Raw genomic sequence first — 26,186 nt, 5'->3', positions numbered from 1 at the left:
TGCTGCCACAAATCTTTGTAGTTTTTTCGTATCTCATCGTATGCATAGGAAAGTTTGTCCCGGATGGACGGGTGTCGTGCATGGTTGGCCTATTCTTTCAGGGGAGCATGTTCGCTTCCCTATGGGACGGGGGAGAAGGCACATCGGATACGGTGAAAATCAGGCACCGGAGGAGAGCATGGCCGGAATATTTATGAATCGTATCAAATTCTATACACCGAACGGGTTGCCGCGAAATTATGAATATCGGGAATCCAATGGGGTGGATAAGGAAATTTTTAATAGATATGCTGCGAGAAGGATGTGAAGATATGAGTTTACGGAAGGTGGCGGTCGTGACGCCGGGGTCTTTTGTCATTCCATCAGGAAGGAGCAGTTCCGTGGAGCGGGTCGTCGAACAGATCATTCCTTTAGCTCAAGAGGCGATGGACGTCCGAATCTATGGTGTGGTGGGCAAAGGACTGCCTGTTAAAGACACGATTGGAGGAGTGCCGTGCTACCGCCTGCCGGCCGGTGCCAGCTACTATTCCTCCCTGCTGCGAAGACTTCAGAAGTGGAGACCCGACATCATTGAAGTGCACAATCGTCCGCTTCTGGCCCAGCGTCTGAAGATGCATCTTCCGGATATCAAAATCGTGCTGAATCTTCATTCGAATACCTTCATCTCCCCGCCTTATATAAGCCGGCAGCGATTTGGGAGCATCGCCCGCTGGATGGACGGAATTGTCGTCAACAGCCGGTTTTTGCTGGAGGAAATAACCTCGCTATACCCATGGCTCCATGAGAAAATGACGATCAATCATCTCGGTGTCCGCCTCGAGCATTTCACTCCGCCGTTCAGTCCGGCGGCCAAAGCGCTGAAAGAAGGGAGGCTGGCGCACTTTGGCTGGAGCGGACGTCGTATTGTTATGTTTGCCGGACGGCTCATTCCGGACAAAGGCGTTCACCATCTCATCGCAGCATTGCCTCAATTGGTCGAAAGACATCCGAATGTCCTGCTTCTTATTGTCGGAAGCGCGGCTTACGGATCCGACCGGGAAACCGCTTATGTCCGGGAGCTGAAGCAAGCGGCAAGGCCATATCAGAAGTGGGTGCATTTTCGCCCCTTTGTTCCGTATCCGGCTATCGCGGACTGGTACTCGCTGGCGGATGTCGTTGTCGTCCCGTCCGCTCCAAGGGAGGCGTTCGGACTCGTGAACGTAGAAGCGATGGCAGCCGGTGTGCCGGTCATCGCCGCAAGTGCAGGAGGTATACCGGAAATCGTTGAAAACGGCGTTACGGGATATTTGGTCAAAGGGGATGAGCTGCAGACCGGACTCGTTGAACAGATTGACCGTCTGCTGAAGAACGAGGAGCTGCGCATTCGGCTCGGGATGGCTGGCCGTGAAGCGGTCCGCCAGCGCTTTAGATGGGACCATACCGCGGAGCGCTGGGTGCGGCTGATGCAGACGATCTGAGTCCGACCATCTGAAACAAACGGGACAAAAGAAATACGCAATCTTAACGGTTTATATTTATACGATCTACAATCGATCATGGATGCCTGCCCTTTTTACGGAATCCTCATAATCGGGCCGGCTCGGAATGGATACTAGTACACCGGCTGCAAGTAAGCCGGGGTGCTCTAGCTTATAGCCCGGGAAATAACATGTCTGCATGCAAAACCCGGGTGCAGTGGCAGGAGCCCTCCTTCCCGAATAGGATGAATGTAACGATTAGAGCAGAGGAGAGAGCCGACAGTGAACAAAGCCAGAAGGATTACGAGAGGGAGAGGGATACGCCCTTGCCGGCGATATTCCGGACGTCTCCGGACATCCGCCTTCAGGGGAAAAACAACGGCCGGAGCCGATCGGGCAGACGGCGACTCGGAGTATGCTTTGGCCGAGGATACGATCAGCGCTTCCCATCTTAAGCATCGGAGTGTGCGAAGCGAAGCCATCGAAGATTATTCCGTGTACAGCATTCATCTGTCTCCTGAATCGATTACATCCTCCAAGATCGCGTTAAACTCCGTGGAATTAGAGCATCTGAATTTTAATCCTGTGCAGGGAGCGGCGGAACGGCCGGTGATGCAGCAGTTCGGTCAAATACCGTTCATATTCCCGGAAGGCGCCACGGAAATGGATGTATCCGTAACACTGCAGGCCTTTTACCCGGATGGAAATTATGTGATGGTCGTTTCATGCAATGACCCGGCATTCCAGGCGGGCGTTCGCGCAAAAAATGAACTGCAGGCGGTTGTAGGAATTACAAGACCCCAAGACAGCCTCGCAGGTGAAGGGTGGCTGTCCTGGATTGCCATCGGCTTGAAGTAGGCAGAGCATAACGGTCAGCAGGGCTGGAGGCGACTCCAGCCCTTTTGTATGCATCCAGGATTCACGAGGTAAGTCAAGCAGAGATGACTGTACATATGCCGTTACGGTGCCGGATGTCTTACATACAATAGCATAGATTGCCGAGGAGAAAAGAGACCCCTTTGCGGAGGAGGAATACGATCATGCGTCACGTGCAGCGGTTAAGACCAAGAAGATCAAGGGTCCGGCGCCCTTCCGCGCCGCAGGTCCCGGAGACGGCGCCGGTAAGGCTGACCTACCGTTTCTTTGAACCGCTGATCCCCAAGCAGAACCATCCGGAACCGTTGGTATCGGTCATTATCCCGGCTATGAATGAAGCCGGCAAGATTGCCGCCGTGATCGCCGAAGCGAGGGCCGTCCATCCGGCAACGGAGGTTATCGTTGTCGCGAATGGTTGCAGGGACCATACGGAAATGGCAGCGGAGCGTATGGGAGCGAAGGTTTTGGCTTTTGCCGACCCGCTGGGCAACGATGTGGGAAGAAGCGTGGGCGCACAGGCGGCCAAGGGCCAAATCTTACTGTTTACGGATAGCGATATGGTGATTCCTTCTAGCGAATTGAAGCCATTTGTGCATGCGGTGCAATCCGGAGTCGATGTGGCGTTAAACGATTATACGGGTCCTACTGACCGATCGCTGGTGCACCGGGTCATTCTTGCGAAGTATACATTAAATTCCATGCTGGGCAGGCCCGATCTGCGGGGAGCATCCATGACCGCTGTTCCGCATGCCATAAGCCGACGTGCCCTGCAGACGATCGGAGCCGAGATCCTGTCCGTGCCGCCGAAGGCCCAGGCTGCGGCGGTGTGCAGGGAATTGCGCGTCGAGGCAGTGCATCGGGTAGAGGTCGGCCGGTTGAACCCGGGTCGGGCTGCCGGAGGAGATCCGCTCGAGAAGCTTGTGCTGGGCGATCATCTGGAGGCATTGGCTGCATTGGTGGCGGAGCGCGGTGTGCGCGGAGGATTTCATGATGGAGAACGAAGACGGAGCATGGTGAGGTGACGAGTGTGAAAAGGCACGGCCCCAAAGCATCAGCGCTAATCCGCCGGCGAAGCCGGAGGCGTCCGGGAAGAAGCTTAGTACGGAACGCAGGCTTACGTTTCCTGCGGAACGGCAGGTGGGGGAGGATGGCAGTGACGGCCGGCCGCTTGGCGGGAAGAAGGGGAGGCGCCGCAGCCGCCGCGTTTGGGCAGTGGCTGGCATCGGCCGCATTGCCTGCCGGACAGCTGTTTCGCCTGCTGCCCGGCGTTGCGGAATCCTTCCGCCGCGGCTTCGTCCGAAGCTCCGGCAGCCAGATTCCCTCCCCTCTAATGCCGCCTCTGGCAGGACGTCCTTCGGTGGTTGTATCCGCCTGCAACGAGGCGGGTTCGCTGCCGGCGGTATTGAGGGAGCTCAAGCGGCTTCCCTTCCATGAAATCATTGTGGTAGTGAACGGAAGCCAAGACGGCAGCTTTGCTGCAGCGCGTTCCTTCGACGGTGTGATCGTCGTTCATATCGCCGAGCGGCTTGGGCATGATGTGGCGCGTGGAATCGGAGCGAAGCTGAGTACGGGAGACTTCGTTTTGTTTATAGATGGAGATATGCCGGTGTCCGCTCATTTACTGTCCGCCTTTTTGGTGGCGGCAGATCGGGGCGTGGACGTGGCACTCAATGATATTATGCCTCTCTTGCCTGCGTTTGACCGGCAGGATGAGGTCACCCGCTGCAAGACCTTTCTTAACCGGATGATGGGACGTGATGATCTGGAGGCGAATTCGATGACCGCTGTCCCCCATGCCCTGTCAAGAAGGGCGATCGAGATGATCGGATACGATAATCTTGCCGTACCGCCGAAAGCGCAGACGCTTGCCATCCGGGCAGGGCTTCGAATCCAGGCGGTTCAAACGGTAGATGTGCTCAGCGTCAACCGTAGACGAACGATGAACCGAGGCAGGGATAATCCGGTAGCCCGGCTGATCATTGGGGATCATATCGAGGCCCTGATGGAAGCCATGAAGAGTGCCGGCACCCGCCTGCAATGGGGACAGGTGTCCCGGGACGAATTCGCAATACGGAGGAACGGCATATGAGCGGACTGACGAGCATTATTATTCCAACGTATAACGGGCTTCATCTTCTTCGGACATGTGTGGAGCATATCCGCGCTTATACCAACGTGCCCTACGAAATAATCGTGGTGGATAACGGTTCCCGTGACGGCACAGCTGCATATTGTATTCGTGAGAAGCTGCTGCTTGTATCCCTGCCGGATAACGCAGGGTTTCCCGTCGCCTGCAATCGCGGTTTGAGGATCGCCTCCGGCGACAATTTGCTCTTGCTGAATAACGATTGCTTTGCCTCGCCGCGCTGGCTGTCCTATATGCTGGATGCGCTGTACAGCAGGGAGGACATCGGGATTGTGGGACCAGTAACGAATTACGCCAGCGGCATCCAGCAGGTGAAGGTCGGATACAGCGATTTAGCGGGCTTTATTCGTGAGGCCGAGTCCTGGAATGTGCCGGACCCCGCAAAGTGGAAGGAAGTCCACCGCATCGTCGGGTTATGTTACTTGTTTAAACGTACGGTGATGGAGCGTATCGGCCTGTTGGATGAGATGTATTCCCCGGGACATTACGAGGATGATGATTACTGCTACCGTGCCCGCCTGGCTGGCTTCAAGCTGCTGGTAGCCGGTAATGTGCTGGTCCATCATGAAGGAAGCGCTAGCTTCCGAAACCGGTACCCCGGAGGGTTCCAAGAGTTGGTGGAGCGGAACCGCAAGCGGTTTGTAGATAAATGGAAAGTGGATCCGTTACAGTTCATCGAGGAGAGAGGTGACGCATCATGAAGGGGGTATTGCTGGCTGGAGGAAACGGAACCCGTCTTCTTCCGCTAACGAAATATATGAATAAGCACCTGCTTCCGGTAGGCAGGCATCCGATGATCGCATACGGCATTCACAAGCTCCATCAAGCCGGTATCGAGGATATCATGCTGATTACCGGCTCCAAATCGGTTGGATTATATGCAGAGTATTTGGAGAACGGCCGGGATTTTGGCGTGAACCTGACCTACCGAGTCCAGGAGCAGGCTGGCGGGATTGCGGAAGCACTGGAGCTGGCGCGAGGTTATATCCTGCCTGGGGAAAAGTTTGTCGTTCTGCTGGGCGATAATCTGTTTCAAGATGAGTTGAAGCCGTTCATCCAGAAATATATGGGGCAGCCGCCGGGCACGGCGATGGTGCTGCTTAGCCCGACGGATCGCCCGCATAGATATGGCGTGCCCGTATTTGCCGAGGACGGGAGCGGAAAGCTGCTCTTCATCGAGGAGAAACCGATTAATCCCCGCAGCCGCCAAGCGGTGACCGGAATCTATATGTATGATGATGCGGTGTTTGACATCATTCGCCGGATCCATCCTTCGGAGAGAGGCGAATTGGAGATCACGGATGTCAACAACCTGTACGCAGCAGACGGCAAGCTGATGTATGACATCCTGCAGCAGTGGTGGTGTGATGCCGGCACCTTTGAGTCATTACAGGAGGCGGCGGCTCATATGAAGGATGTTCTGCCATGAACAGACGCCGAACTGCACGCATAGCATTCCACCCTGTGGAGGAGAGAGGGGCGGCTTCCGGCGATTACCGCGCCGGTTATCAAGCGGGATATGCACTAGGGTATCAGCTCGGCCGGGAAGACAGCGGAACGGTATTCGAGGGACCGAGCATCATTATTCCCGCCCGTCCCCACGACGATGCGGTGATCCGCATCATCCAGCAAATCGAGGCCGCAACGCCCCACCCTTACGAGGTGCTTATTGCAGATGCCGGTGCGTCGGTTTCCAGCAGGCGGTATTTTCACGACCGAAGCGGAGCGCTCCGGCATATTAAAGGCAGTCAGGGGGAGAACCTGGTTCAAGTGGTCAATCGGGCGATGAAGGTATCGCTCGGCGAGTACATTGCCGTGTTGACCGATTCTGCCCCCGTCTGCGACAACTGGATCGGTGAAATGCTCTTTGAGCTTGAGCATCATCCGGAAGCGAAGGTCGTATGTGCTGCATCCCGAGCCTTGAGTCCCCCGTTTGACCAGGCTCAAGAGCAGTCCGCATTTCAAGAGGAACAGACGGTTAGGGACAGGATCGGCTGCGTGCTGTTCCGGAGGAAGCTGCCGGCCGAAATCGGATGGTGGGACGAGGGCACAATGACGGTGGAGGAGCATCTGCAGAAGTGGCTTGATCGGCTAGAAAAGACGCAGCGCATCTTCCGATCCGATATTTTCAATGAGAACAAAACGGCCGCTACGTGATTCCGGCGGCTTTTTTGTGTTCCGGCAAGCTGTAGCACGTGCCCGAAAAGGATGCGGGGGATGAAGGGGTTTGGCACAGGGAATCTCTTCTCCGCATATGCTGGAGGGTAGATGAGAGTGAAGGAGTGTACTGACATGGAAAGCCGGATCGATGATATGCTTGCGCATCTCTCGCATTCTCAGCAGCAGTTGGCTCGGATTCTGGAGGCGCAGCGCCATTCTGCTGTTCGCATGGCTCAAATTATACATGCATTGCCTGAATATGAGTTTCGAGTGGCCGATGGAGCGCGGTCTTCCGGCGGTCAGGCGGAGCAAATCAACCGCAGCATCGTAGCCTACCTGAACGCGATGGCTGATTTGCAGCAGACTGCAGCGGATAACCTGGAGATCGTGCTGAAAGAGCTTCGTGAGCAAGAGGAAGAATAACCGGTCCTATACCGGATGACAAGGGCGGGAAAATAAAGTGAGCAAAGAAGAGTCTTTGATGCGTATGCTGGATGCAGCTGTCGCTATTCAGCGGGAGACCTCTTTGATACTGGAGGGGAAGGCCGTTGAAGCGGAAAAAGTCCGTGAATGGGTCGTTTCGCAGGAGCCCTCTGCCATGAATGGCTTGAAGGAAACCCTGACCATTCACGAGCAAATCGTGGAGCAGATTGAGGGGCTGACACGGATCGGATCCGGACTATGCCGGAATTTGCGGATCGCCATCGGTACGGAGGAGCGGAGTGCCGGCGGAGGGTTTGATGAATTTGAATTTGGAGATTCCGATTAATGAATACGCGCACTCACCGTGAACATGCGGCGAGAGTTGCGATTGTCTCGTCGATTGCGAGAAGCCAGGAGGCCCTTGCCGGTATATTGGAGAGCATTGCCGATATTTCTGCCCATTCCGATCTGACTGCGCGAACGCTAGCGGAGAATATCAGGCTTCTGACCGCCTACCAATCGGTGATGACAGAGATGCTGACCGGCATATCGCTGAACCGGACGAAGACGGGAAATCCGACGTCGCCCTGGCTTGCGGACGGATGCTCGGCAAGCCCGAATGAGAACATCGCAAGAATGAATTGAAGCGGGACAGGAGGCTATTGAAATGAAAATAAAGATTTCCGCCGTGCGAAAGAGAGGGAGAATTCGGCCGGCCGGCAGCAGAAGGTCATTTCCCGGCATGCATCGTCTGAAGGTGGTTCAAGGCCCAAGGCGCCGTCGCCGGGCCAAATCCGGACTATCCAGACGCCGGGGAGCTCGTGGAGGCTACCGTTTGAGAAGGGTAGGACGTGTATTTCCGGCTTCTTCCCAAGCCTATAATCAAGGCTACAGCCAAGCCTATGATGAAGGCTTCAAAGCCGGATTCGCGAAAGGCTATGAAGACGGTCTGGCAGCCCCTCCTCCAATCTCATGAAGGAGCTGCTCCAAGCGGTTCTCATGGAACATACCCATCCATGAGAACCGCTTTTTGGTTGGGACAAGCTTGATGCATTACGGGCATGCGCCAATTTCTTGGCATTAGTGGACAATCGTCCATGATGCATCCGTCCTCCCGGCATATAGTTATATGAACCTGAGCAAATCTCACAAAAGACAGGGTGAAAAGCCGTGAGTTTAGCGATGCGTAAAGGTCAGAAGGAAGGCTATCAGGCCGGCTATAACGAAGGCTACCGCGTTGGAGGATATCGCGCGCTTATAGAGCGCATTCCGCCTGCGGCGCCGCCATTTTTCGATGCAAGAATTTTGTATATTCCCCAAGGGTTTGAATCGATTGACGAAGGGATCACGAAGGCGCTTGGCGGCATGGTCCGTGAATGCATCGTCGGGCGCCCCGAAACCTTGCTGGAGACGACGCTGTCGGTAAAACCGGACTTGATTCTGGTCATGAACGGCCTGCATGTATTTCCGGAGCATTTCCGTGAATCGTTGGACCAAGTGCGTCAGCAGGGCTTTCGAACAGCGATCTGGTTCGTGGATGACCCCTACTTCACGGATGAAACGCCCGAACTGTCCCGGCACTTTGACGTCGTGTTCACGCATGAGCTCAGCTGCGTTCAACTGTATCAAAGCGTTGGAGCGCAGGAGGTGCATTATATGCCGCTCGCCGTTCACCCGGAGCTGTTTGCCCCGACCATGGCAGGACCCGCCTATCAGTCGGATATTTGCTTTATCGGCAACGCCTTCCGCAACCGCGCCGCCTTATTCGATGAGCTGGCTCCGTTTTTGGCCGGTAAGCGTGTGCGCATTATCGGCGGTTTTTGGGAGAGGCTGGCCCGTTACAAGGAGCTGTCGCCTTTTGTGTACAGCGGATTCATTCCGGCAGCCGAAACCGTTAAATTCTACAACGGGGCGAAGATCGTGATCAATCTGCACCGCCCAAGCGAAAGAGGGAGCGACAATCGCAACATTATGAATCTGCAAGGACGTTCGATCAACCCGCGGACGTTTGAAATCAATGCTTGCGGAACACTGCAGCTGACGGACATCCGCGAGGATTTAACCATGTACTATACACCCGGCGTCGACATTGAAACCTTCGGTTCTGTCGAGGAGCTGAAGCAGAAGATTTCCTATTATCTTGCCAACGAGGATCACCGCCGGAGCATAGCCATGCGTGCGGTTGCCTCTACGATGTCTAAGCATACCTATGCGCACAGGCTTCCCGAGCTGCTGGGAAAAATCCCGTTATGAACGGTCGCGTGTGTCGGAAAACACAAAAACGTTAGGAGTGAAGCGGATGCCCAGAATGTTTGCCGCAGGCCCGAAACGGGCTGCTGCCGATGCCTACGAGCAAGGGCGCAGCTCCGGCTTGCAACAGGGTTATATGGATGGATATTTCCGTGGAAAGTCGCAAGGAATCGTGAATCGGGTGTTGTACGCCCCTACGCTGCGGAATCTGCATGTATTATTTGTCAGCTCGGGTAAAGGCTTCCCGTACTCTCCGATCGATGAGGCGATTATTGCAACTCTGCATACGATGGTTTCGCAAGTGACCGTATCGGATGCGAAGCAGGATGTGGCGGCCGAGGCTAGCCGGACCCGACCGGACCTCGTGCTGGTGCTGGACGGGATGTATATGCCTGTGGAGCAGATGGACGCCATCCGGTCGATGGGGCTGCGGACCGCCGTTTGGATGACGGATGATCCGTACTACACGGATATATCGGTCGGCTGGATTCATCACTATGATTATATATTTACGCTGGAGCTGAACTGCGTAGCACATTATCAGAATTTGGGGTGTGCACAGGTTCACTATTTGCCGTTCGGCGCCTTCCCGCTCCATTACCGCCCCATCGCCATGCCGGCGGCAGCGAGCCGGGACATCGGATTCGTCGGCACGGCTTATCCGAAGCGGATCCGTTTTTTCGAGCCGATCATGGATCAGCTGATGCGGCATCGTACCTTCATCAGCGGCAACTGGTGGGAACGGCTCCCGGGTTACGCCAGATTCAGCAACAGGATCGAGGTCAATAAGTGGATGGGCCCTGCGGAGACCGCAGACGTCTACAACAGCGCCAAAATCATCATTAATCTGCACCGGGCTGTCGATGACGATGATATCAATCAGAACAGTGGCCGAATTCCTGCCGCATCGCCGAATCCGCGAACGTTCGAGATCAACGCTTGCGGAACGCTGCAGCTAGTCGACGAGCGAGAGGACTTGGCGCGTTTTTATACGCCGGGCATCGAGATTGAGACGTACCGTTCGCAAAGTGAGCTGCTGGAGAAGATCGAATATTATCTTGCGAACGATCAGCATCGAAAAGACATTGCGCACCGCGCGTTGGAGAGAACGTATGGGGAGCATACCTATGCGCACCGTCTGAATACGCTGCTCTCGGTCATCTTTCCTTAAGGGCATGAAGCCATAAATAGTTGAATGCTGGAGGAACAAGTGTCGTTACGGTATCTTTGTCTCTCTAATATATTGTACCAACTGGGTGAAAAGGAGGTGGATCGCATCCGGTACTGCGCTCAAACCACGGTTACTGGAGATGCGGACAATGCCGATGGTCCTTAAACCGAAGATGTTGATATTCTCGCACGTTTGTAATCCGACAAGCATAACGGGAGCGGAAAAACTGCTCCTGTTCTTCTGCCAGCAAATCTCCCCTTATTTCGAATGCGTTCTGGTTGCCCCAAATGAAGGCAGGCTGACAACACTCGCCAGAGCGTCGGGGCATGATGTCAGAATCTACAAGGTCCCTCTGCTGCACAGTATATACACCCCTGGTCCGGGTCTGCTTGCCGAGGCTGACAGGCTGGTATCCACTTCGGTATTCCGCTCCTTCGTCCAGTGGATCGCTGGCGAGTCGCCGAGCGTCATCGTTACCAACACCTGCGTGCATTTGCTTCCGGCTGTTGCAGGGAAGAAGCTTGGTATCCCGGTTCTATGGCAGCTGACCGAGATGATTACGAATAACGGGTACGCCCACCTGTCGGCTAGTCTGATACACCAATACAGCAGCTGGATCATCAGTATCTCCGAATCCGTGGCCCAGTATTTTCCTGTGGATGTCAGGCAGTCCAAGATGACGATTCTTCCTCCGTCCTGGAACGATCTCGACATTCATCCCGAAATATGGCCCGCACTTAGGGAATCCTTTCGGAGCAGACTCGGCATCGGCCCGGACATTCCGGTTATCGGCATGATCTCCTCGTTTCTCATCGAAACGAAGGGCGTGCACCATTTTATTGACATGGCCCTCTCCCTTAAGGACACATTCGCTAAAGCGCTGTTTCTAATCGTAGGCAGTGTGATGGATCCAGGCTATGAGAAGCAATGCAGGGAACGCATCGAAGCTGCCGGCGCGCAAAGCCGGTTCATATTTTCCGGATCCAAGGAGGATATGGAGCAAGTGTACCCTGCACTGGATATTGTGGTAGTGCCGAGTTTGGTTCCGGAAGGATTTGGCCTTACGGCCCTTGAGGGACTGCTCTATGGGAAACCGGTCGTTGCCTATGCTGCCGGCGGGCTTGCGGAAATGCTTACGGCTGTAGGATGCCCGCAGATGCTGGCAGAACCTTCGAGCCCGGCCTCTTTAGCGGAAAAAGTGGCGGCCGTTTTGGAGCAATCCGATCACGGGGAGGCATTGGGGCAGCAAAACAGGGCACAGGTGGTGTCCGTCTATGGTCCTGAACTCTACAGAGCACGCGTCAACGGCATGGTTACTCGCTGGATGACGGAGCAGCCTTCATGGTTCCAAATTAAAAAGGCGATCAACTTCCGGCATTTGCTGCCTTCATCACGTCATAAAAGCCGGGGACGGAACCGGAAGAAGAGAGGCTTCTCGTTTCCGCATCTACGCACTGCCCGAAAGAGCAGAAGATTTGAGCTTAGAAAAGCAAGACGCCGGGCGACAAAAATAAGAATACGCAGAACGTCCGTGAGGCGAAGAAAGGCATAGCACAACGAACTAGCAGAGCAAAGGACCAGACCAGACAGCTGCTGTCTCCGCTTAAAGCAGAAGAATGATCGTGCTGCGTCAATGATCGCCCTCGGATCTGTGATTAAGTTGGCAAGGGAGAATCCAATATGAAAGTCATGACGATCTTGGGTACAAGGCCTGAAATTATTCGGCTAAGCTTGATCATTCCTCTTCTGGATCGGTATGCGAAGCGGCATGTGCTTGTTCATACGGGGCAAAACTTCACGGAAACGCTAAGCGGAATATTTTTTTCGGAGATGGGTCTCCGTGCCCCGGATTATGTGCTTCAGGATCGGCAGGCCACTTTGGGTGGACAGCTATCCGTCATGTTTAGCCGCATCGAGGAAATTTTGCAGAAGGAGCAGCCGGACACTGTACTGCTCCTTGGCGATACGAACAGTGCGTTATGCGCCATACTGGCCGAGCGGTTGGGATATCCCGTCGTGCATATGGAGGCGGGGAATCGCTGTTTTGACCTGGAGGTGCCAGAGGAGAAGAACCGCCGAATCATCGACGCGGTTTCCACCATCAATATGCCATATACAAGCTACAGCAAAAATCATCTGCTCCGGGAAGGATTTCCCAGTCAGCGCATTGTCCTAACCGGTAATCCGATCTATGAAGTTTTGAAGCATTATGATGCCAAGGTCAGTAAAAGCATGATTATGGAAAAGCTGTCCTTAACCAGCCGGCAGTACTTTCTGGTAACGATTCACCGGTCGGAAAATGTCGATCGGCCTGAGCATTTGAGAGAAATCTTCAGAGGGCTGAATGCCGTCGCGGAAAGCTTCGGCCACCGTTTGATCACCAGCCTGCATCCTCGGACGGCTTCGCGTTTGCAAGAGGTGGCGGACGTTCCGCTTCATCCGCTAATCGAATTTCATGAGCCGTTCGGCTTTTTTGATTTTGTAAGGCTGGAGAAAGAGGCACTATGCGCTATTACGGACAGCGGTACCGTACAAGAAGAATGCTGCATTATGCATGTGCCCACGGTAACGGTTCGACGGACGACGGAGCGGCCCGAAACGGTGGACTGCGGCAGCAATATCGTTTCCGGCCTTGATGCCGAGCGAATTCACGGGGCGGTTAAGCTCATGACGCAGCTGAGCCGTGACTGGAAGTGCCCGGAGGGCTATCTGGCGGACAATGTGTCGCATACCGTCGTAAAATTTGTGCTTGGGGGGAAAATGAATGTTCACTAATCAACGGATTTTGGTGACCGGCGGCACAGGCTCTTGGGGACATGAATTGATCAGCCAGCTGCTGCCGATGGATCCGAAGCAGGTTATCGTTTATTCCAGAAGCGAGGCGACGCAGGTAGCGATGGACCGTGAGTTCGAGGATCCGCGGTTGACGTTCCGGATCGGAGATATTCGCGATAAGGAGGCGCTTACCGCGGCTTGTCAGGGCGTCGATTACGTATTTCATCTGGCGGCGCTGAAGCATGTTCCCGTGTGCGAGGAGCATCCCTACGAGGCGCTGAAGACCAATGTGGTCGGCACGCAGCATGTGATCGAGGCCGCCATTGAGAACAATGTGAAAAAGGTCATTTATATATCGACCGACAAGGCGGCCAACCCGTCCAATTTCTACGGCATGACCAAAGCGATCGGCGAGAAGCTGATCGTCTACGCGAACCTGCTGAGCCCGACGACGAAGTTCGTCTGTGTCCGGGGCGGCAACGTGCTGGGAACCAACGGAAGCGTCGTGCATGTATTCAACAGCCAAATTAGGCAGAAGGGTCAGATCAGTATCACCGATAAAAATATGACGCGCTTTTTCCTTACGCTGAAGGATGCCATCTCCCTGCTGTTCAAAGCATCCGTTGAAAGCGTAGGCGGCGAAATCTTCGTGATGATGATGCCGACCTGCCGGATCGTCGATTTGGCGGACGTGCTGATCGAGGCATCCGGAAGAAGCGAGGTCAGCCTGGTTGAAACCGGCACACGGCCCGGCGAGAAAATCCATGAAATTCTGATGAGTGATTTCGAAAGCTTGACGACCGTCGTCTATGACGACGAGTACCTGGTTATTCTTCCGACCCTCGACATTCCGAATCTGAAAGAGCGGTATCAAGGCCTGCCGAAGGTATCGTTCAGCAGTTTCAGCTCCGAGCATAATTTAATGAATAAAGACGAAATTCGCGAGATCCTGCGGCGCGGAGGCTTCTTGTCATGAAAATGCTCATTCTCGGGGGAAACGGAATGGCTGGGCATATCCTTGTTCAGTACTTTCAGCAATCAGGCAAGCACCATGTCTTTTATACCACCCGAGACAGTTGCGATTCCAAAAGCCTGGTGCTGGATGTTACCGATATGAGCGCAGTGGAGCATGTCGTTCGGGCGGTAAGGCCGGATATTATCATTAACGCCGTCGGGGTCTTGAATCAACGGGCTGAGGATGACAAAATAAATGCATATCATATCAACGGCTTCCTGCCGCACCGTCTGCGTTATTTGGCGGACGCCATCTCGGCACGTCTTATCCACATCAGCACGGATTGTGTGTTTCTTGGGAACAAAGGAGGCTATCGGGAAGATGATCTTCCCGATGGAATCTCCGCCTACGCGCTTACGAAGGCGCTGGGTGAGGTGCGTGAGCCCGATCATTTAACGATACGGACTTCTATTATCGGTCCGGAGATCCGCCCGAGCGGAATCGGCTTGTTCAACTGGTTCATGAAGCAGCGGGGGGAGGTTACGGGATACCGTGCCGTCAAATGGAATGGAGTCACGACCCTGGAACTGGCGAAAGCCATCGATTTCTTCATGAATAAGGATGTCGGAGGATTGATACATCTCGGTCATCCCAATCCGGTTAGCAAATACGATTTGCTGCTGTTGTTCAAGGACATATGGGGAAAGCAAGACGTCGATGTTGTGCCGTCCGATGAGTTCGTTCAGGACCGTACGCTCCGGAATACACGGCTGGATGCCGTGTATCCGTTCCCCGATTATGTTCGCATGTTAAAGGAGATGTATGAATGGCAGCAGGCACATTAAATAAGAAAAAGCTTCTCATTACAGGAGCCTCCGGGTTTACCGGCCTTCATGCCTGTGCGTATTTTATCCGCCAGGGCTGCACAGTTATCGCTGCTGGACGGGATTTGACACGGCTTAAGGCCATCCCGGATGTGCTTCCGCGGGAATGCCATTTGGAGGATCGGGAGCAAACCGAACGATTGGTGAAGGAGAGTCTTCCTGATTATGTTCTGCATTTGGCCGGAAAAAATTCAGCTTCCGAGTCGTGGGAGCATCCTGATCAATATATGGAGAGCAATGCGATGGCTCCCGTCTACTTGTTTGAGGCGCTGCGCCGCCATCGTCCGGATAGCGTCATCCTCATGGTGGGCTCGCGTCTCAGCATCGATCCGGCCAAAGGGCCGGCCGCCGTGCCGCATCCATATAGTCTCAGCAAAACCTTTGGCACATGGGCCGCTGCCGCCTGGCACAGTCTGTATAACCAGCCGATTATTTTAGCGGAGCCATCCAATCTAATCGGCCCGGGAGAATCCAGAGGCTTTTGCACGCTGCTGGCTCGCTATATCGCCGACTTCGAAGCCGGAAGACCGCGTCCGGTATTTAAAATAAGCTCGCGTCACGAATCCAGGGATTTCCTGGACGTGCGGGATGCGGTGTGTGCATACGGATATCTATTAAGCCACGGTACGCCAGGCGTAACCTACCCGATCGAATCCGGAGAAAATCATACGCTCGAAGAGCTGACCCAGGCGCTCCTTGGTTTGACGCAGGAAGCGGTGCCTATCGATTGGGGCCCTGAATCGAGTCCTTTGTCGGCCGATTCACTTAATAAAGGAAGCGGTGATGGGCAAGGAGCCGCTCTTCTGAAGTCGCTAGGCTGGACGCCAAGGTATAGGCTGGCGGAATCGGTCGCCGATATTATGGAGTATGCGCGAAGCCGAGCCCGCTAAGTCCGTAAGCTGATCCATATCAAATGCCGATGGAATTCCATCGGCATTTTTTATATGGCAGCGGACCGAAAAGCGGGTGTTTCGCATACAGGAGTGCCGTTGAACCGAGGATACACTTATATTCCATGTTAAAACCTTTCAGCATACCGCTACTGCCGCAAAGCCATCCTAACGGTGTTACTACACTTATTATAGAGATGGAGGATGAACATGATTAAATCGAAAGCCCTCAACCTGACCGTCTCCGCGGCCCTGCTTCTCAGCATGACCGCAGTTGCAGGATGCGGCAATGCGAACAACGGCAAAGCGAACAACGGCAATACGACGCGCACGAATAATGTCGACGGCGGCCGTGTCGGGGTAAATTCCATTCGGAACAACCAAACTCCAACAGGCACGCAGCACGACCTTACAAATCTGAAATACAGCCGGGAGCTTTCCGCTAAAGTGTCCCGCATCAGCGGCGTAGGCTCTGCGCATGTGTTTGTAACCAACCGTAACGCTTATGTCTCGCTGGCTCTGGACAACCAGAACGGCGGAGCACAAACCAACAGCATCAACGGACGTACGACGGGAATTAGTCCCGGTACCGGCAGAACGATGACGACTAGAACCCGCAGCAATGCGATGGACGGCACGTATAACACAAGCACCGGTAGTGTCGGTCTTCTTCGCGATATGACCGACAATACCAGACGTACCGTAGATAACAATACCGGATTTGGTACAGGCCTTGGCGGCAATGCGGATACGCGCGGTTTCGGAGTTCGCGGTACGACGCGGAACAACGGCTTCGCTGACGGCGGCTTCAATACGATGAATACCCCGCGTACCAACACGATGACAGGTACGAGAGGCACTGACGGCAACATGAACGACACCCGAATCGGAACAGGCATTAACGGCGTGCCTTATGGAACTTATAACGGTAACAATATGGGAATGATGAACACAAATAATAACGCTAATGATGTTCCGCAGCATATCCGTATGGAAATCAGCAGCAAAATTCGCAAGACGGCTCCGCATATCCAGCAGGTTTATGTTTCCTCGGATCAGGATTTTTATCAGCAAGCAAACGGATTTGCTACCAACGGCAATGCCGGCAACACGTTCGGTACGCTTTCCCGTGATTTCGGTTCATGGATCAACCGCATCTTCCCGCTTAACCTTGGCGGACGTGACGGCATGAATGATACCCGCGGCAATCTCATGAGAAACGATACGGACGATGGATGGTTCGGCGGGAACCGGAACAGCCGGTAAAACCGAAACATTCGCTGTAGCTAAAGGAGCTGCCCGTTAGGATGAGTACATCCTTAACATGGCAGCTCCTTTGCATGTTCCTTCATACTTCAATCCCTGTTACAGCTTAATGTTTGCGCGTTCCTTGAATCCATACGCCCTGCAGCTCAAGCTTATGATCAAGCAGCAGCACATCGGCAAGCTTGCCGGCTTCAAGCGATCCGGTGCGGTCGTCGATGCCGATCTTCCTGGCCGGGTTCGTGCTGGCGGCAAGCGAAGCCTGCTCCAGGCTTAACCCAACCTCGCGAACGAGAAGCTGGAAGCCCTTGATCATGGTCAAGGTACTGCCTGCCAGACTGTTGCGGTTGCTCTTGAGCGTAGCGATGCCATCCTCTACGACGACAGGCAAATCGCCTATGGTGTATTCGCCGTCAGGCATCCCTGCTGCGGACATCGCATCCGTAATAAGGATGAGCTTATCTTGAGGCTTCACGCGAGCCAGAATTCGCATCGCTGCCGGATGAACATGGATGCCGTCGGCAATGATCTCGCAGCTCAGACGGTCATCGCTCAGCATGGCTCCGACGACGCCGGGTTTGCGGTGATGCAGACCCGTCATGGCATTGAATGTATGCACGCCATGGCTCAGACCGGCCTCAACGGCCGCCTCGACTTCTTCATAGGTTGCATCGGTATGACCCAGCGCAGCGACAATACCATGGCTGCTAAGCCATTTCACGGCTTCCAGTGCGCCTTCGCGCTCAGGGGCAAGGGTGACCTGCCGAACAAGGCCAGGATACGTCGATACCCATTCCTCGAGCCACTCGATGTTCGCCAGGACGATATGCTCGGGGTTTTGAGCTCCAGGCCATTTTGGGCTGATGAATGGCCCCTCGAGATGTACGCCTTCAAGCCGGGTATAAGGCATCTCTTGATTACGGTAATTCTGTACCTCATGCAGAACCCGGTCGATATCTGCCTTCGGCGCGGTCATCGTCGTCGCCAGCATTGCCGTCGTGCCTTGGGAGCTGTGGAACGATGTGATTTTATCCAAAACTTCCTTGCTCGAATCCATGAAGTCTTCGCGGTTGCCGCCATGGACATGAATATCGATGAAGCCGGGAATGATGTAACCATCCGGGTGCTTGAGCACTTGAGCATTGTTTTGCTGAAGCTCGGCCGGCAATCCGGCAGCTTCACCGGCATAAACAATCTTCTCTCCTGCGATGGCGAGCACGCCTTCCTGGATCAGACCTGTTGGTGTCAGCACGTTTCCATACAGCAGTTGCATTTGAGCTAAGGTGTCGTTTTTCATACGAACAGTCTCCCTGCGCCTTGGTCGAGAAGCACGACCACATTGGAGTGGCACTGAAGAAGGGATGCAGGACATTCCGTTGTAATAGGCCCCTTCAGTGCGCGATGCACGATTTCGGCTTTATCCTCGCCCCGAACGAGAAGAAGGATCTGACGGGCCTTTAGAATGCTGGCCACTCCCATCGTGATGGCATGGGTAGGGACATCGTCCAAGGAAGGGAAGAATCTTGCATTCGCCGTGCGAGTCTTCTCCTGAAGCTCAACCAAATGGGTTCCCCCGGTAAGGGATTCGCCAGGCTCGTTGAAGCCGATGTGACCGTTATGGCCGATGCCGAGAAGCTGAAGGTCGACCGGGCCGTGCTCTTCGAGCATCCGGTCGTAATTCAGGCACTCTTCTTCGAGATTTGCTGCATTGCCGTTTGGCACATGCGTCCGCTCGATCTGAATATCGATATGGTTGAAGAACTTTTCGTTCATGAAGGTCCGGTAGCTTTCCGGATGGTTCTCAGGCAAACCGACATACTCGTCCAGATTGTAAGTCGTAGCCTGCGCGAAGCTGACAAGCCCTTGCTTGTTCATTTCAATCAGCTTGGCGTACAAACCGATCGGCGTGCTGCCCGTAGCCAGACCCAGGGTTGCCCGTGGATTCGTGTGCAGCAGTCCCGAGATCAGGCTGGCGCCTGTTTGTACAAATTGTTCTTCGTCACGCAGTATGAAAATATTCATGTCTTCAATGTCCTCCTCGGCTTTTGCGGTAGTTTTTAACATTCAGATAGGACTGTTCCAGCCTCGGTACATACGTGGAAAAGTCACGGCTGGCCATTCCCATGAACAGGATGTCGATAATGTGAAGCTGCGCGATCCGGGAAGCCATATCGCCCCGGCGCATGCCTTCCTCCAGCGAGGAAGAATACAGTGTGATATCCGCCAAGGCAGATATGGCGCTGCTTCGATAAGAAGTGATGCTGATCGTAAATGCGCCGGCGTCCTTTGCGCAAGCAAGCGCATCAATCGTTTCGGGCGTTTCGCCCGAGTAGGAGACCGCTACGGCCACATCGCTTGACGTCAAGGTCGAAGCCGATGTGATCTGCATATGGGAGTCTGCGAAGGCCGTGCAGTTCTTGCCGATCCGGATCAGCTTCTGATAGAAGTCCTGGGCCACGATCGATGAAGTAGCAACGCCGTACAGATCGATCCGCTTGGCGCGGCACAGGGCATCCACTGCCCGTTCCAGCTGCCCGAGATCAAGGAGCTCCGTGGTGTCCCGAATCGAGGTCAGATGATTGGATTCGATCGCCTCGACAATGCCTGCGAGCGGATTCCCCGCCACGATATCCTGATAGCGGGTGTTGCCGGTCCGCGCTGCCATCTCGGCATGCGCAATCTCAGAGGCAAGCTTGAGCTTAAAATCAGGATACCCTTTGCATTGAAAATTTTTGCAAAAGCGGGTTACCGTCGCGGCGCTGACTTCGCACTGATCGGCAAGATCCTTAATGCCCATGTGCACGATCTCGGACGGGGCCGCCAAAATGAACTCTGCGAGCCGTCTTTCCTGCCGGGGCAGGCGGTCCTTTTCGACAGAGATAATATGCAGGATCGGTGTCATCGCAAGCCTCCTTTTTTCACTGATTCCCGGTAAGCTTATCGTGCGGCACCAGGTGCGAATTCATGAAAATAATTTTATTGAAAATGAAAATAAAAAGAAAATAATTTTTAACAACATCATCATAGAACAACGTGTGCGGATAAGCAAGGATAAAAATCACTAATCGTCGATAATACGCCCAAATGGCGGCAGCACGCGCACCATCCCCCCATTTTCAACATAATATGAGTTGACTGTATCCCTAAACCTTGTTAGACCACACATACCCGGGCAAGGAGGGGTGACACCATTGAAGGGGACCGACCATAACAGCAAGTTCTTGTTAACCCACCGTGAACGCGAAGTGTTTGAATTGCTCGTTCAAGACAAAACGACTCGCGACATCGCCGGGCAGTTGTTTATTAGCGAAAAGACGGTGCGTAACCACATTTCCAACGTCATGCAGAAGCTAAACGTCAAGGGCCGTTCGCAAGCTGTCGTTGAGTTGATAAAACTCGGTGAGTTAAAGATCTGACATCATGCCGGTTGTATGAACGAGAGCACAGCGAAAGCCTTCTTCCCCTGTAAGGGGAGCAAGAAGGCTTTTTTGTGTTGGAGGAAGGTGACTTCTCCCAGTATCCTTGCTGCTATGTTAGCGAAACAATACAAACCGAAGGCACACATGAAAACATAGCATATGATGAAGTAACGACCGGCGAGGTCCAAACCAGTCAAAAAAGGAGCGAACCATGTATGAGCAGTGCGTATGATGCTGCACCATTGCTTAACAAGCAATACAACAACGCCGGCGAAGCGATCAACCTGGCCGACAGCGATGATGGAGGTATGAAGGTAAAGATCAAGGCAGATGCGGCTGATGATACGCTGGGGGATGGGACGGCGTTTGCTCCTGCTAATGGCAATGCTGCAATGGCCATCAAAGAGAAGGCGGTGGCATCCGATGGACAAGCAAATCCGTGATCAACAATTCGATTTTGGAGTGAGCATTTCTCAATTTGGTGCGGCTGGTGATGGCTCCGATGATACTCAAGCTTTTTTGGACGCGATCGATAAATTGGGGGGCAAGGCTGGGACTATCATTCTTAATGGGACTAAAACTTACGGCATTAAGAATACAGTCAAAATCCCACATAATGTGAGCATTGAAGGGAATCTGGCCAAGATAATCCCTTTGAGCGGCGGGACGTTGACAGGTGGATTTTTGTTTTACGTGAACTCAACCCTCCAAAACTCGACCATCGTGAAATGGGGTGGGGAACAGGTTCCTACCATCCAAAACCTCAAATTCGAAAATCCTCATCAATTGTCGGACGCTAAGGCGTTCTACACCAGAGGGAAAACAAATTTTCGTAACATCACATTTAGAGGTGTGTACAAAGGGATTTTGAAAGAGGGGTTCAGTGACGGCGATTACTCCGATATGATGCATCTTGAGAAACTTTATTTTGTGAACTGTATGGGCACAGACCCGCTTATTGACATTAAATACAACGGCGACGGGCTCTTTATCGATCGGTGCCATACAGCAGGTGCCGCGGACAGCAATTTTAATCTGCTGAACCTGGAATATTGCAATGGCGGAAAAATCGCTGGATGCATAAATGGGGATATACGGATCAATAAATCCATGGGCGTTTCCATCGAGAATTTCCATTGCGAACACGGAAAGATTCATATCATCTCCAGCCAGGTAACGCTGAGGGACATATATCACTGGTACCACAAGGATTATCAGCCGATCCCATTAACGATAACCGGTGCAGCCAACGACAAACCGTCCATGCCGTGCATCATCGAAAACTATGCAGTTATACACTTAAGGGGCAGAACCGATCAGTCGAAGAATTACACGGATCCCGATTATTTTGATGCTTACTTCAAGAATACGAATGTCAAAATCACAAACTTCTTCCGGCGTCCGCAGTTCGCATTGGATCCTTCATTCGGAATGGCTACGGCGGCAAAAATAAGCTTTGACGGTACCAAAATTTCGGAACAGTGGGAGAACGCCAGCCCGCTCTACTCGAAAGACAGTTACATTTCGGATAATCGAATATTCACGAGTATCAATGAGGCAGAGTTCACAAGGAATTTCGTGCTGTTCGGGGTGCCCGTCACAAACCATACGAGCTTTGATGAAGCTGCTGGGACGTATTACTATCAGGCAGTGTACTACTTCGGCCCTGTAGATCGGGAGGTTGGAAGATGGGGCGGAGGGGAACAAAGTGCTCACGTGACCAATCCGGCAGCTCAAGTTCCATATCTCAATGTGTCGTATCGGCCTGAAATGCAATTGTCAAAAATCAGACTCTACCGAGGCAAAATGGCCGGGCAGTATACGCATTGGGTTGATATCCCTGTAGGCAATGGCGTGCACGTCTATGATCTCGGATATTTCCTCTCGACGGGCGAACGATGGAAAACGCGATCAGCAGGCCCTGTGGGTTCATTTAATTCAACGTATACCAAGATTAGAATGGAAGGCGACAACGTTGCTGTTACAGGCCCGGCCATCCCAACACAGGGTAGCTGGAAAAAGGGTGATCGTGTTGTGAACGAAAATAGAGCGGAGCTGGGCACGGTAGGAACCAAATATATTGTTGATGGTTGGGAGTGTATTACTGCGGGGGCCCCGGGAGATTGGGTCGAGAGGCGTTTTTTAACAGGAAATTAAGCTTTAGCCAGAAGCAAGGCGCACAAGGCGTATTCCGATCTTTCGCTTGTATTGCGGTCATTTATGGGCACCTCCATCGGAATGGGAATAGGGTTTAATAGGCTGCTTTCCGAACGGGCACCTCATTTGTTAGACTGTAAGAGACAGAAGGGAATCCGGAAGAGGGCATAGAAGCCGGAATCCAGACAGGGCCAAAAAGCGGGTTCTGGCGCCCTAAAGAGCGAGGAGGTGGGCCGGCGTGGAGTTGGCGGTCGGAATTGCGGTCATAATCATCGCAGTTTTCGTTTCCGTATTTTTCGCTCGATTAAGACGTACACGGCAAGCTGCGAAGGGCGGTAACGTGATCGATCTGAAATCGAGAAGCCGAAGAAGCGGAGGTGCGGGCAGAGGACAGGTCTGCAGCCGATGCAAGCAGCGGCGCAAGCTGACGTTTTATGCCGATGCTTCGGGGGCTGTCAGAGGATTGTGCAAGGCGTGCCGAAGAGAATTGGAGCGGCATCAGGAGCTGTATCCCGTGTAGAGCTGAGCATGTGCGAATGAGGAAGGGCGAGAGAGTCATATTCTGCGCCCTTCCTCTTTTTTGCCTAACAGCGATTGAAGGAATACTCTACATACTTGCCCTAACTACATTCATTTGTTCAACTTACAAAGGATTTCCTTACGAGTATAAACATAGCCATAGACTTAAGCCGATATCGTTTGTTATAACTTTCTCATGAGGCGAAGCTTTCGCTTCGCTCACTCATGATGTGCACAGCGAATAACAGTCTGTTCATCCACGGGAAGGGGTGTGCTTGGAACATGAACCGATTCGGCAGGCTGAATACGCTGCGAAATCAAATATTTCTCGGGTTTATGCTGGTCATGGTGATCGTGCTTGCGCTGGTAGGCGCATTTGTATACGAGCAGGTATCCGTGCTGCTCCGCAACAGTGCGGAAAAGCATATTCAGCAGACCGCCGTTCAAGCCACGGGCAAGCTGGATGTGCTGCTTAAGCAGGTCGATACGCTGACCGCCCAAGTGTCCACGAATGCCACGGTCCAGCGATTCCTGACCCAGGAAACCGGAGGCAAACCGATTACGTTCGGCGAGCGGCAGTCTTTGCAGCAGGAGGTTCGCAAATATGAGGCCTACGCGACCGGTATTCGATCGCTGGAGCTGTATACGACCGATTATCGGCGATTGTTTCCGCTGGATGAGGGGAGCCTGGCGAGCCGGGTGAGGGGCGAATGGATCGCGATGGCGGACGAGGGAATGGGCAAGCTTGTATGGTTCGGGCAGGATCCCCGGGATCAGGATGTGGTCGTAGCCATGCGGCGGGTCCGCCTGGTTGACCAATCCTTCGCACATGGCGGGTACTTGCTCGTCCGGCTGGAGAAGAGCTATTTCGAGCTCGCCGACTCGGCGGGCGATACGGGGCAATCCCGGGAAGCGATGGGGCTGTTCGATCAAGCCGGCCATGAAATATCCTCCGATTTCGACGTGACGGTGGATTCCAAGGAGATTTTGCATCGCGAGGGCGAGACGGTCACCATAGGTAACGAGGATTATATCGCGGTGCAGAAGCAGTCGGAAGCCACGGGGTGGACGCTCGTGATTTTGACGCCGGTGGATTATACGACAGAGGGCATTTCGGTGCTGCGGACGGCGGTTATCGTATCCGGCGCGGTCGGCGCGCTGCTGTTCCTAATCCTTAGCTTCATCTTGACGACGATGATTATCCGCCCGATTCTCAAGATGATCAAGTCGATGCGAGGGGCAAGGTTCGGCACGCTGAAGCCGATATCGGTCACCTCGAAGACGATGGAGATCAACGAGCTTACCAATACGTATAACCAGATGGTCGATTCGCTTAACGAATTGATCGAGGTGGTGTATCAGAAGGAGCTTATCCAGAGCCGGACCGAGCTGAAGGCTCTGCAGGCGCAGATTAACCCGCATTTTCTGTTCAACACCCTGGAAGCGTTTTATTGGGCGCTCGATGATCAGGGCGAAGAAGAGCTGGCTCAAATCGTAGTGGCCATGTCGGGCTTGTTTCGTTACGTGATTAACCGGAAGGATGAGGATGAGTGGGTGATGATCGGCGATGAGCTGGATCATGCCGAGCGCTATTTGATCATTATGAAAATGCGGATGCTGGACCGCCTCTCTTGGAGGATTGAAGCGGACGAGGCGAGCAGGGCGGTTCCGATCCCGAAGCTGCTCATCCAGCCTATTGTGGAAAATGCGATTCTCCATGGCGTGGAGCAGCGGCTCGGACCGGGCACGGTCATCGTGCGGGCACAGCCATCCGAACGGCCGGGGCATACGGTGGTGTCCGTATCGGATGACGGACCCGGCATGGACGGGGAAACCCTCGCGTCCCTGTATGCCTCCATGGAAAAAGGGCATGTGCCGTCTTCCAAAAACAGCGGCGTCGGCCTGTCCAACGTCGAGCAGCGCTTGCGGTTGTACTATGATGCCGGACAAGCGGGCTTGTGCATTCAGAGCGAGGCAGGCGCAGGAACAACCATCTCATTTGAGATCCCGAACGTGTACCGTAGAAATCCCGGGGAGGAAGAGACGCATGAAGACGATATTGATCGTGGATGATGAACCGAGAACAAGAGAAGGCATTCGAAAAACACTGGAAGCATGGTCTTCCGGACGCAACCGGATCGAGACCGCTGCCAGCGGCGTTGAGGCGCTGGCATGGCTGCAGGAGCACGAGGCGCAGCTCATTGTGACCGATATCCGCATGCCGGAAATCGGCGGGCTGGAGCTGATCGAGCGACTGCAGGATCTGAGGCATCCTCCGGTGATTATCGTGATTTCCGGTTATTCGGAGTTCGACTATGCAAGGAAGGCGCTCCAATTCGGCGTGGTGGACTATTTGCTCAAGCCGATCGATAAGCGGAAGCTCGTGGAAGCGGTGGAGATGGCGCTTCAGCGCGGCGACCAGAAGGAGCGCGTAGCGCGGATGGAGAAGCTCGTTGATCCGAAGCTCCTGGAGGCAGCAGGGCAGGAGAAGGTGTACAGCGTCCAGGTGCAGGAGGCGATGCGGTATGTGGATGAGCATCTCCAGGCGCAGGTATCCCTGAAGGAGGTGGCTGAAGGGCTTCACTTGAATGCGAGCTATTTCAGCGTATTGTTCAAGGAACAGACCGGGCTGACCTTCAGCGAATATTTGACAAGACGGCGCGTGCAGCGGGCGAAGGAGCTGCTGGCGGCAACGCCCCTGTCCGTTGCTGAAATCGCGGAGCAGGTCGGCTACCAGACATCCAAATATTTTGTCAAAGTGTTCCGGGACATGGAGCAGGTAAGCCCGAGCCAATACCGGCAGAGCGTGACGGATGCAGGAGAGAAGATCCAATAATAGTG

Annotated in this window: 28 protein-coding genes; 25 read left to right on the top strand and 3 right to left on the bottom strand. The window is 53.8% G+C overall.

Going from position 1 to position 26,186, the window contains the following annotated elements; all coding sequences use genetic code 11:
• Nucleotides 1–311 precede the first annotated feature (311 nt).
• The 19 genes from MKX76_RS15610 (at nucleotide 312) to MKX76_RS15520 (ending at nucleotide 17,253) form a co-directional block, all read left to right on the top strand.
• A complete protein-coding gene (locus tag MKX76_RS15610) occupies nucleotides 312–1,457 on the top strand; it encodes a glycosyltransferase family 4 protein (protein ID WP_007130804.1) in 1,146 nt (381 codons plus the stop codon).
• A 282-nt stretch (nucleotides 1,458–1,739) separates the two neighbouring features.
• Nucleotides 1,740–2,315: a WIAG-tail domain gene (locus MKX76_RS15605; RefSeq protein ID WP_341034123.1), complete on the top strand. Its 576-nt coding sequence runs from the start codon at nucleotides 1,740–1,742 to the stop codon at nucleotides 2,313–2,315.
• A gap of 182 nt (nucleotides 2,316–2,497) precedes the next feature.
• Nucleotides 2,498–3,355 (top strand): glycosyltransferase family 2 protein, encoded by an 858-nt coding sequence (locus tag MKX76_RS15600; protein WP_341034122.1) that lies wholly within the window; start codon nucleotides 2,498–2,500, stop codon nucleotides 3,353–3,355.
• Nucleotides 3,356–3,480: 125 nt separating this feature from the next.
• Nucleotides 3,481–4,422: a glycosyltransferase family 2 protein gene (locus MKX76_RS15595; protein ID WP_007130801.1), complete on the top strand. Its 942-nt coding sequence runs from the start codon at nucleotides 3,481–3,483 to the stop codon at nucleotides 4,420–4,422.
• Nucleotides 4,419–5,180: a glycosyltransferase family 2 protein gene (locus MKX76_RS15590; protein ID WP_028406440.1), complete on the top strand. Its 762-nt coding sequence runs from the start codon at nucleotides 4,419–4,421 to the stop codon at nucleotides 5,178–5,180. Before MKX76_RS15595 ends, MKX76_RS15590 begins: the two co-directional genes overlap by 4 nt.
• A complete protein-coding gene (locus tag MKX76_RS15585) occupies nucleotides 5,177–5,908 on the top strand; it encodes a sugar phosphate nucleotidyltransferase (RefSeq protein ID WP_007130799.1) in 732 nt (243 codons plus the stop codon). Before MKX76_RS15590 ends, MKX76_RS15585 begins: the two co-directional genes overlap by 4 nt.
• Nucleotides 5,905–6,636 (top strand): glycosyltransferase family A protein, encoded by a 732-nt coding sequence (locus MKX76_RS15580; RefSeq protein WP_341034120.1) that lies wholly within the window; start codon nucleotides 5,905–5,907, stop codon nucleotides 6,634–6,636. Before MKX76_RS15585 ends, MKX76_RS15580 begins: the two co-directional genes overlap by 4 nt.
• Before the next feature lie 135 nt (nucleotides 6,637–6,771).
• Nucleotides 6,772–7,062 carry a hypothetical protein gene (locus MKX76_RS15575; RefSeq protein WP_007130797.1) on the top strand — a complete coding sequence of 97 codons (291 nt, stop codon included), beginning with the start codon at nucleotides 6,772–6,774 and terminating at the stop codon, nucleotides 7,060–7,062.
• A 37-nt stretch (nucleotides 7,063–7,099) separates the two neighbouring features.
• On the top strand, nucleotides 7,100–7,408 hold the full coding sequence (locus tag MKX76_RS15570; protein WP_007130796.1) for a hypothetical protein: 309 nt from the start codon (nucleotides 7,100–7,102) through the stop codon (nucleotides 7,406–7,408).
• Nucleotides 7,408–7,707, top strand: a complete 300-nt coding sequence (locus MKX76_RS15565; protein WP_007130795.1) for a hypothetical protein — start codon at nucleotides 7,408–7,410, stop codon at nucleotides 7,705–7,707. Before MKX76_RS15570 ends, MKX76_RS15565 begins: the two co-directional genes overlap by 1 nt.
• Nucleotides 7,708–7,729: 22 nt before the next feature.
• Nucleotides 7,730–8,038 (top strand): hypothetical protein, encoded by a 309-nt coding sequence (locus MKX76_RS15560; RefSeq protein WP_007130794.1) that lies wholly within the window; start codon nucleotides 7,730–7,732, stop codon nucleotides 8,036–8,038.
• A gap of 206 nt (nucleotides 8,039–8,244) precedes the next feature.
• The gene (locus tag MKX76_RS15555) at nucleotides 8,245–9,315 is read left to right on the top strand and encodes a CgeB family protein (RefSeq protein ID WP_007130793.1); all 1,071 of its coding nucleotides are present in this window, start codon (nucleotides 8,245–8,247) and stop codon (nucleotides 9,313–9,315) included.
• 46 nt (nucleotides 9,316–9,361) lie between these two features.
• Nucleotides 9,362–10,483: a CgeB family protein gene (locus MKX76_RS15550; protein WP_007130792.1), complete on the top strand. Its 1,122-nt coding sequence runs from the start codon at nucleotides 9,362–9,364 to the stop codon at nucleotides 10,481–10,483.
• 148 nt (nucleotides 10,484–10,631) lie between these two features.
• Nucleotides 10,632–12,035, top strand: coding sequence for a glycosyltransferase family 4 protein (locus MKX76_RS15545; protein ID WP_341034118.1), 1,404 nt, complete (start codon nucleotides 10,632–10,634; stop codon nucleotides 12,033–12,035).
• A gap of 128 nt (nucleotides 12,036–12,163) precedes the next feature.
• Complete coding sequence (gene wecB, locus MKX76_RS15540) at nucleotides 12,164–13,258, top strand: non-hydrolyzing UDP-N-acetylglucosamine 2-epimerase (RefSeq protein ID WP_251537046.1); 1,095 nt, start codon at nucleotides 12,164–12,166, stop codon at nucleotides 13,256–13,258.
• Nucleotides 13,248–14,234: a polysaccharide biosynthesis protein gene (locus MKX76_RS15535; RefSeq protein ID WP_007130789.1), complete on the top strand. Its 987-nt coding sequence runs from the start codon at nucleotides 13,248–13,250 to the stop codon at nucleotides 14,232–14,234. Before wecB ends, MKX76_RS15535 begins: the two co-directional genes overlap by 11 nt.
• Nucleotides 14,231–15,058 carry a dTDP-4-dehydrorhamnose reductase family protein gene (locus tag MKX76_RS15530; RefSeq protein ID WP_007130788.1) on the top strand — a complete coding sequence of 276 codons (828 nt, stop codon included), beginning with the start codon at nucleotides 14,231–14,233 and terminating at the stop codon, nucleotides 15,056–15,058. Before MKX76_RS15535 ends, MKX76_RS15530 begins: the two co-directional genes overlap by 4 nt.
• Nucleotides 15,040–15,987 carry an NAD-dependent epimerase/dehydratase family protein gene (locus MKX76_RS15525; protein ID WP_213616057.1) on the top strand — a complete coding sequence of 316 codons (948 nt, stop codon included), beginning with the start codon at nucleotides 15,040–15,042 and terminating at the stop codon, nucleotides 15,985–15,987. The genes MKX76_RS15530 and MKX76_RS15525 overlap by 19 nt, the downstream gene beginning before the upstream one ends.
• Before the next feature lie 210 nt (nucleotides 15,988–16,197).
• Nucleotides 16,198–17,253 (top strand): YhcN/YlaJ family sporulation lipoprotein, encoded by a 1,056-nt coding sequence (locus MKX76_RS15520; protein WP_007130786.1) that lies wholly within the window; start codon nucleotides 16,198–16,200, stop codon nucleotides 17,251–17,253.
• Nucleotides 17,254–17,359: 106 nt separating this feature from the next.
• On the opposite strand, the gene nagA is transcribed toward MKX76_RS15520, so the two are convergent.
• Genes nagA through MKX76_RS15505 form a run of 3 tightly spaced genes read right to left on the bottom strand, consistent with a single transcriptional unit; the run spans nucleotide 17,360 to nucleotide 20,152 of the window.
• Nucleotides 17,360–18,547 (bottom strand): N-acetylglucosamine-6-phosphate deacetylase, encoded by a 1,188-nt coding sequence (gene nagA / locus MKX76_RS15515; RefSeq protein WP_341034116.1) that lies wholly within the window; start codon nucleotides 18,545–18,547, stop codon nucleotides 17,360–17,362.
• Nucleotides 18,544–19,272 (bottom strand): glucosamine-6-phosphate deaminase, encoded by a 729-nt coding sequence (nagB, locus tag MKX76_RS15510; protein WP_007130784.1) that lies wholly within the window; start codon nucleotides 19,270–19,272, stop codon nucleotides 18,544–18,546. The genes nagA and nagB overlap by 4 nt, the downstream gene beginning before the upstream one ends.
• A gap of 4 nt (nucleotides 19,273–19,276) precedes the next feature.
• Nucleotides 19,277–20,152 carry a MurR/RpiR family transcriptional regulator gene (locus MKX76_RS15505; protein ID WP_007130783.1) on the bottom strand — a complete coding sequence of 292 codons (876 nt, stop codon included), beginning with the start codon at nucleotides 20,150–20,152 and terminating at the stop codon, nucleotides 19,277–19,279.
• Nucleotides 20,153–20,441: 289 nt separating this feature from the next.
• Here MKX76_RS15505 and MKX76_RS15500 point away from each other — a divergent pair, with 289 nt between their 5' ends.
• From MKX76_RS15500 to MKX76_RS15475, 6 genes are all read left to right on the top strand, one after another.
• Nucleotides 20,442–20,666 carry a helix-turn-helix domain-containing protein gene (locus MKX76_RS15500; protein WP_006208732.1) on the top strand — a complete coding sequence of 75 codons (225 nt, stop codon included), beginning with the start codon at nucleotides 20,442–20,444 and terminating at the stop codon, nucleotides 20,664–20,666.
• Nucleotides 20,667–20,740: 74 nt separating this feature from the next.
• Nucleotides 20,741–21,112, top strand: a complete 372-nt coding sequence (locus MKX76_RS15495) for a hypothetical protein (RefSeq protein ID WP_213616061.1) — start codon at nucleotides 20,741–20,743, stop codon at nucleotides 21,110–21,112.
• Nucleotides 21,093–22,826, top strand: a complete 1,734-nt coding sequence (locus MKX76_RS15490) for a hypothetical protein (protein WP_341034113.1) — start codon at nucleotides 21,093–21,095, stop codon at nucleotides 22,824–22,826. Before MKX76_RS15495 ends, MKX76_RS15490 begins: the two co-directional genes overlap by 20 nt.
• Nucleotides 22,827–23,064: 238 nt before the next feature.
• Nucleotides 23,065–23,346, top strand: a complete 282-nt coding sequence (locus MKX76_RS15485; RefSeq protein WP_007130780.1) for a hypothetical protein — start codon at nucleotides 23,065–23,067, stop codon at nucleotides 23,344–23,346.
• A 281-nt stretch (nucleotides 23,347–23,627) separates the two neighbouring features.
• The gene (locus MKX76_RS15480; protein ID WP_341034111.1) at nucleotides 23,628–25,418 is read left to right on the top strand and encodes a cache domain-containing sensor histidine kinase; all 1,791 of its coding nucleotides are present in this window, start codon (nucleotides 23,628–23,630) and stop codon (nucleotides 25,416–25,418) included.
• The gene (locus MKX76_RS15475; protein ID WP_028406779.1) at nucleotides 25,393–26,181 is read left to right on the top strand and encodes a response regulator transcription factor; all 789 of its coding nucleotides are present in this window, start codon (nucleotides 25,393–25,395) and stop codon (nucleotides 26,179–26,181) included. The genes MKX76_RS15480 and MKX76_RS15475 overlap by 26 nt, the downstream gene beginning before the upstream one ends.
• The last annotated feature ends 5 nt before the right edge of the window (nucleotides 26,182–26,186 follow it).

Source organism: Paenibacillus sp. FSL R5-0810 (assembly GCF_038002285.1).
GTDB lineage: Bacteria > Bacillota > Bacilli > Paenibacillales > Paenibacillaceae > Paenibacillus_AQ > Paenibacillus_AQ lactis.
Note: the sequence above shows the minus strand (reverse complement) of the source record. Positions and strands in the feature narration are given on the sequence as shown.

Excerpts from the sequence above, each read along its gene's own strand:
- MKX76_RS15610 (WP_007130804.1), top strand. The coding sequence starts at position 312 with ATGAGTTTACGGAAGGTGGCGGTCGTGACGCCGGGGTCTTTTGTCATT.
- MKX76_RS15600 (WP_341034122.1), top strand. The coding sequence starts at position 2,498 with ATGCGTCACGTGCAGCGGTTAAGACCAAGAAGATCAAGGGTCCGGCGC.
- MKX76_RS15595 (WP_007130801.1), top strand. The coding sequence starts at position 3,481 with ATGGCAGTGACGGCCGGCCGCTTGGCGGGAAGAAGGGGAGGCGCCGCA.
- MKX76_RS15590 (WP_028406440.1), top strand. The coding sequence starts at position 4,419 with ATGAGCGGACTGACGAGCATTATTATTCCAACGTATAACGGGCTTCAT.
- MKX76_RS15585 (WP_007130799.1), top strand. The coding sequence starts at position 5,177 with ATGAAGGGGGTATTGCTGGCTGGAGGAAACGGAACCCGTCTTCTTCCG.
- MKX76_RS15580 (WP_341034120.1), top strand. The coding sequence starts at position 5,905 with ATGAACAGACGCCGAACTGCACGCATAGCATTCCACCCTGTGGAGGAG.
- MKX76_RS15575 (WP_007130797.1), top strand. The coding sequence starts at position 6,772 with ATGGAAAGCCGGATCGATGATATGCTTGCGCATCTCTCGCATTCTCAG.
- MKX76_RS15565 (WP_007130795.1), top strand. The coding sequence starts at position 7,408 with ATGAATACGCGCACTCACCGTGAACATGCGGCGAGAGTTGCGATTGTC.
- MKX76_RS15560 (WP_007130794.1), top strand. The coding sequence starts at position 7,730 with ATGAAAATAAAGATTTCCGCCGTGCGAAAGAGAGGGAGAATTCGGCCG.
- MKX76_RS15555 (WP_007130793.1), top strand. The coding sequence starts at position 8,245 with ATGCGTAAAGGTCAGAAGGAAGGCTATCAGGCCGGCTATAACGAAGGC.
- MKX76_RS15550 (WP_007130792.1), top strand. The coding sequence starts at position 9,362 with ATGCCCAGAATGTTTGCCGCAGGCCCGAAACGGGCTGCTGCCGATGCC.
- MKX76_RS15545 (WP_341034118.1), top strand. The coding sequence starts at position 10,632 with ATGCCGATGGTCCTTAAACCGAAGATGTTGATATTCTCGCACGTTTGT.
- wecB (WP_251537046.1), top strand. The coding sequence starts at position 12,164 with ATGAAAGTCATGACGATCTTGGGTACAAGGCCTGAAATTATTCGGCTA.
- MKX76_RS15535 (WP_007130789.1), top strand. The coding sequence starts at position 13,248 with ATGTTCACTAATCAACGGATTTTGGTGACCGGCGGCACAGGCTCTTGG.
- MKX76_RS15530 (WP_007130788.1), top strand. The coding sequence starts at position 14,231 with ATGAAAATGCTCATTCTCGGGGGAAACGGAATGGCTGGGCATATCCTT.
- MKX76_RS15525 (WP_213616057.1), top strand. The coding sequence starts at position 15,040 with ATGGCAGCAGGCACATTAAATAAGAAAAAGCTTCTCATTACAGGAGCC.
- MKX76_RS15520 (WP_007130786.1), top strand. The coding sequence starts at position 16,198 with ATGATTAAATCGAAAGCCCTCAACCTGACCGTCTCCGCGGCCCTGCTT.
- nagA (WP_341034116.1), bottom strand. The coding sequence starts at position 18,547 with ATGAAAAACGACACCTTAGCTCAAATGCAACTGCTGTATGGAAACGTG.
- nagB (WP_007130784.1), bottom strand. The coding sequence starts at position 19,272 with ATGAATATTTTCATACTGCGTGACGAAGAACAATTTGTACAAACAGGC.
- MKX76_RS15505 (WP_007130783.1), bottom strand. The coding sequence starts at position 20,152 with ATGACACCGATCCTGCATATTATCTCTGTCGAAAAGGACCGCCTGCCC.
- MKX76_RS15490 (WP_341034113.1), top strand. The coding sequence starts at position 21,093 with ATGGACAAGCAAATCCGTGATCAACAATTCGATTTTGGAGTGAGCATT.
- MKX76_RS15480 (WP_341034111.1), top strand. The coding sequence starts at position 23,628 with ATGAACCGATTCGGCAGGCTGAATACGCTGCGAAATCAAATATTTCTC.
- MKX76_RS15475 (WP_028406779.1), top strand. The coding sequence starts at position 25,393 with ATGAAGACGATATTGATCGTGGATGATGAACCGAGAACAAGAGAAGGC.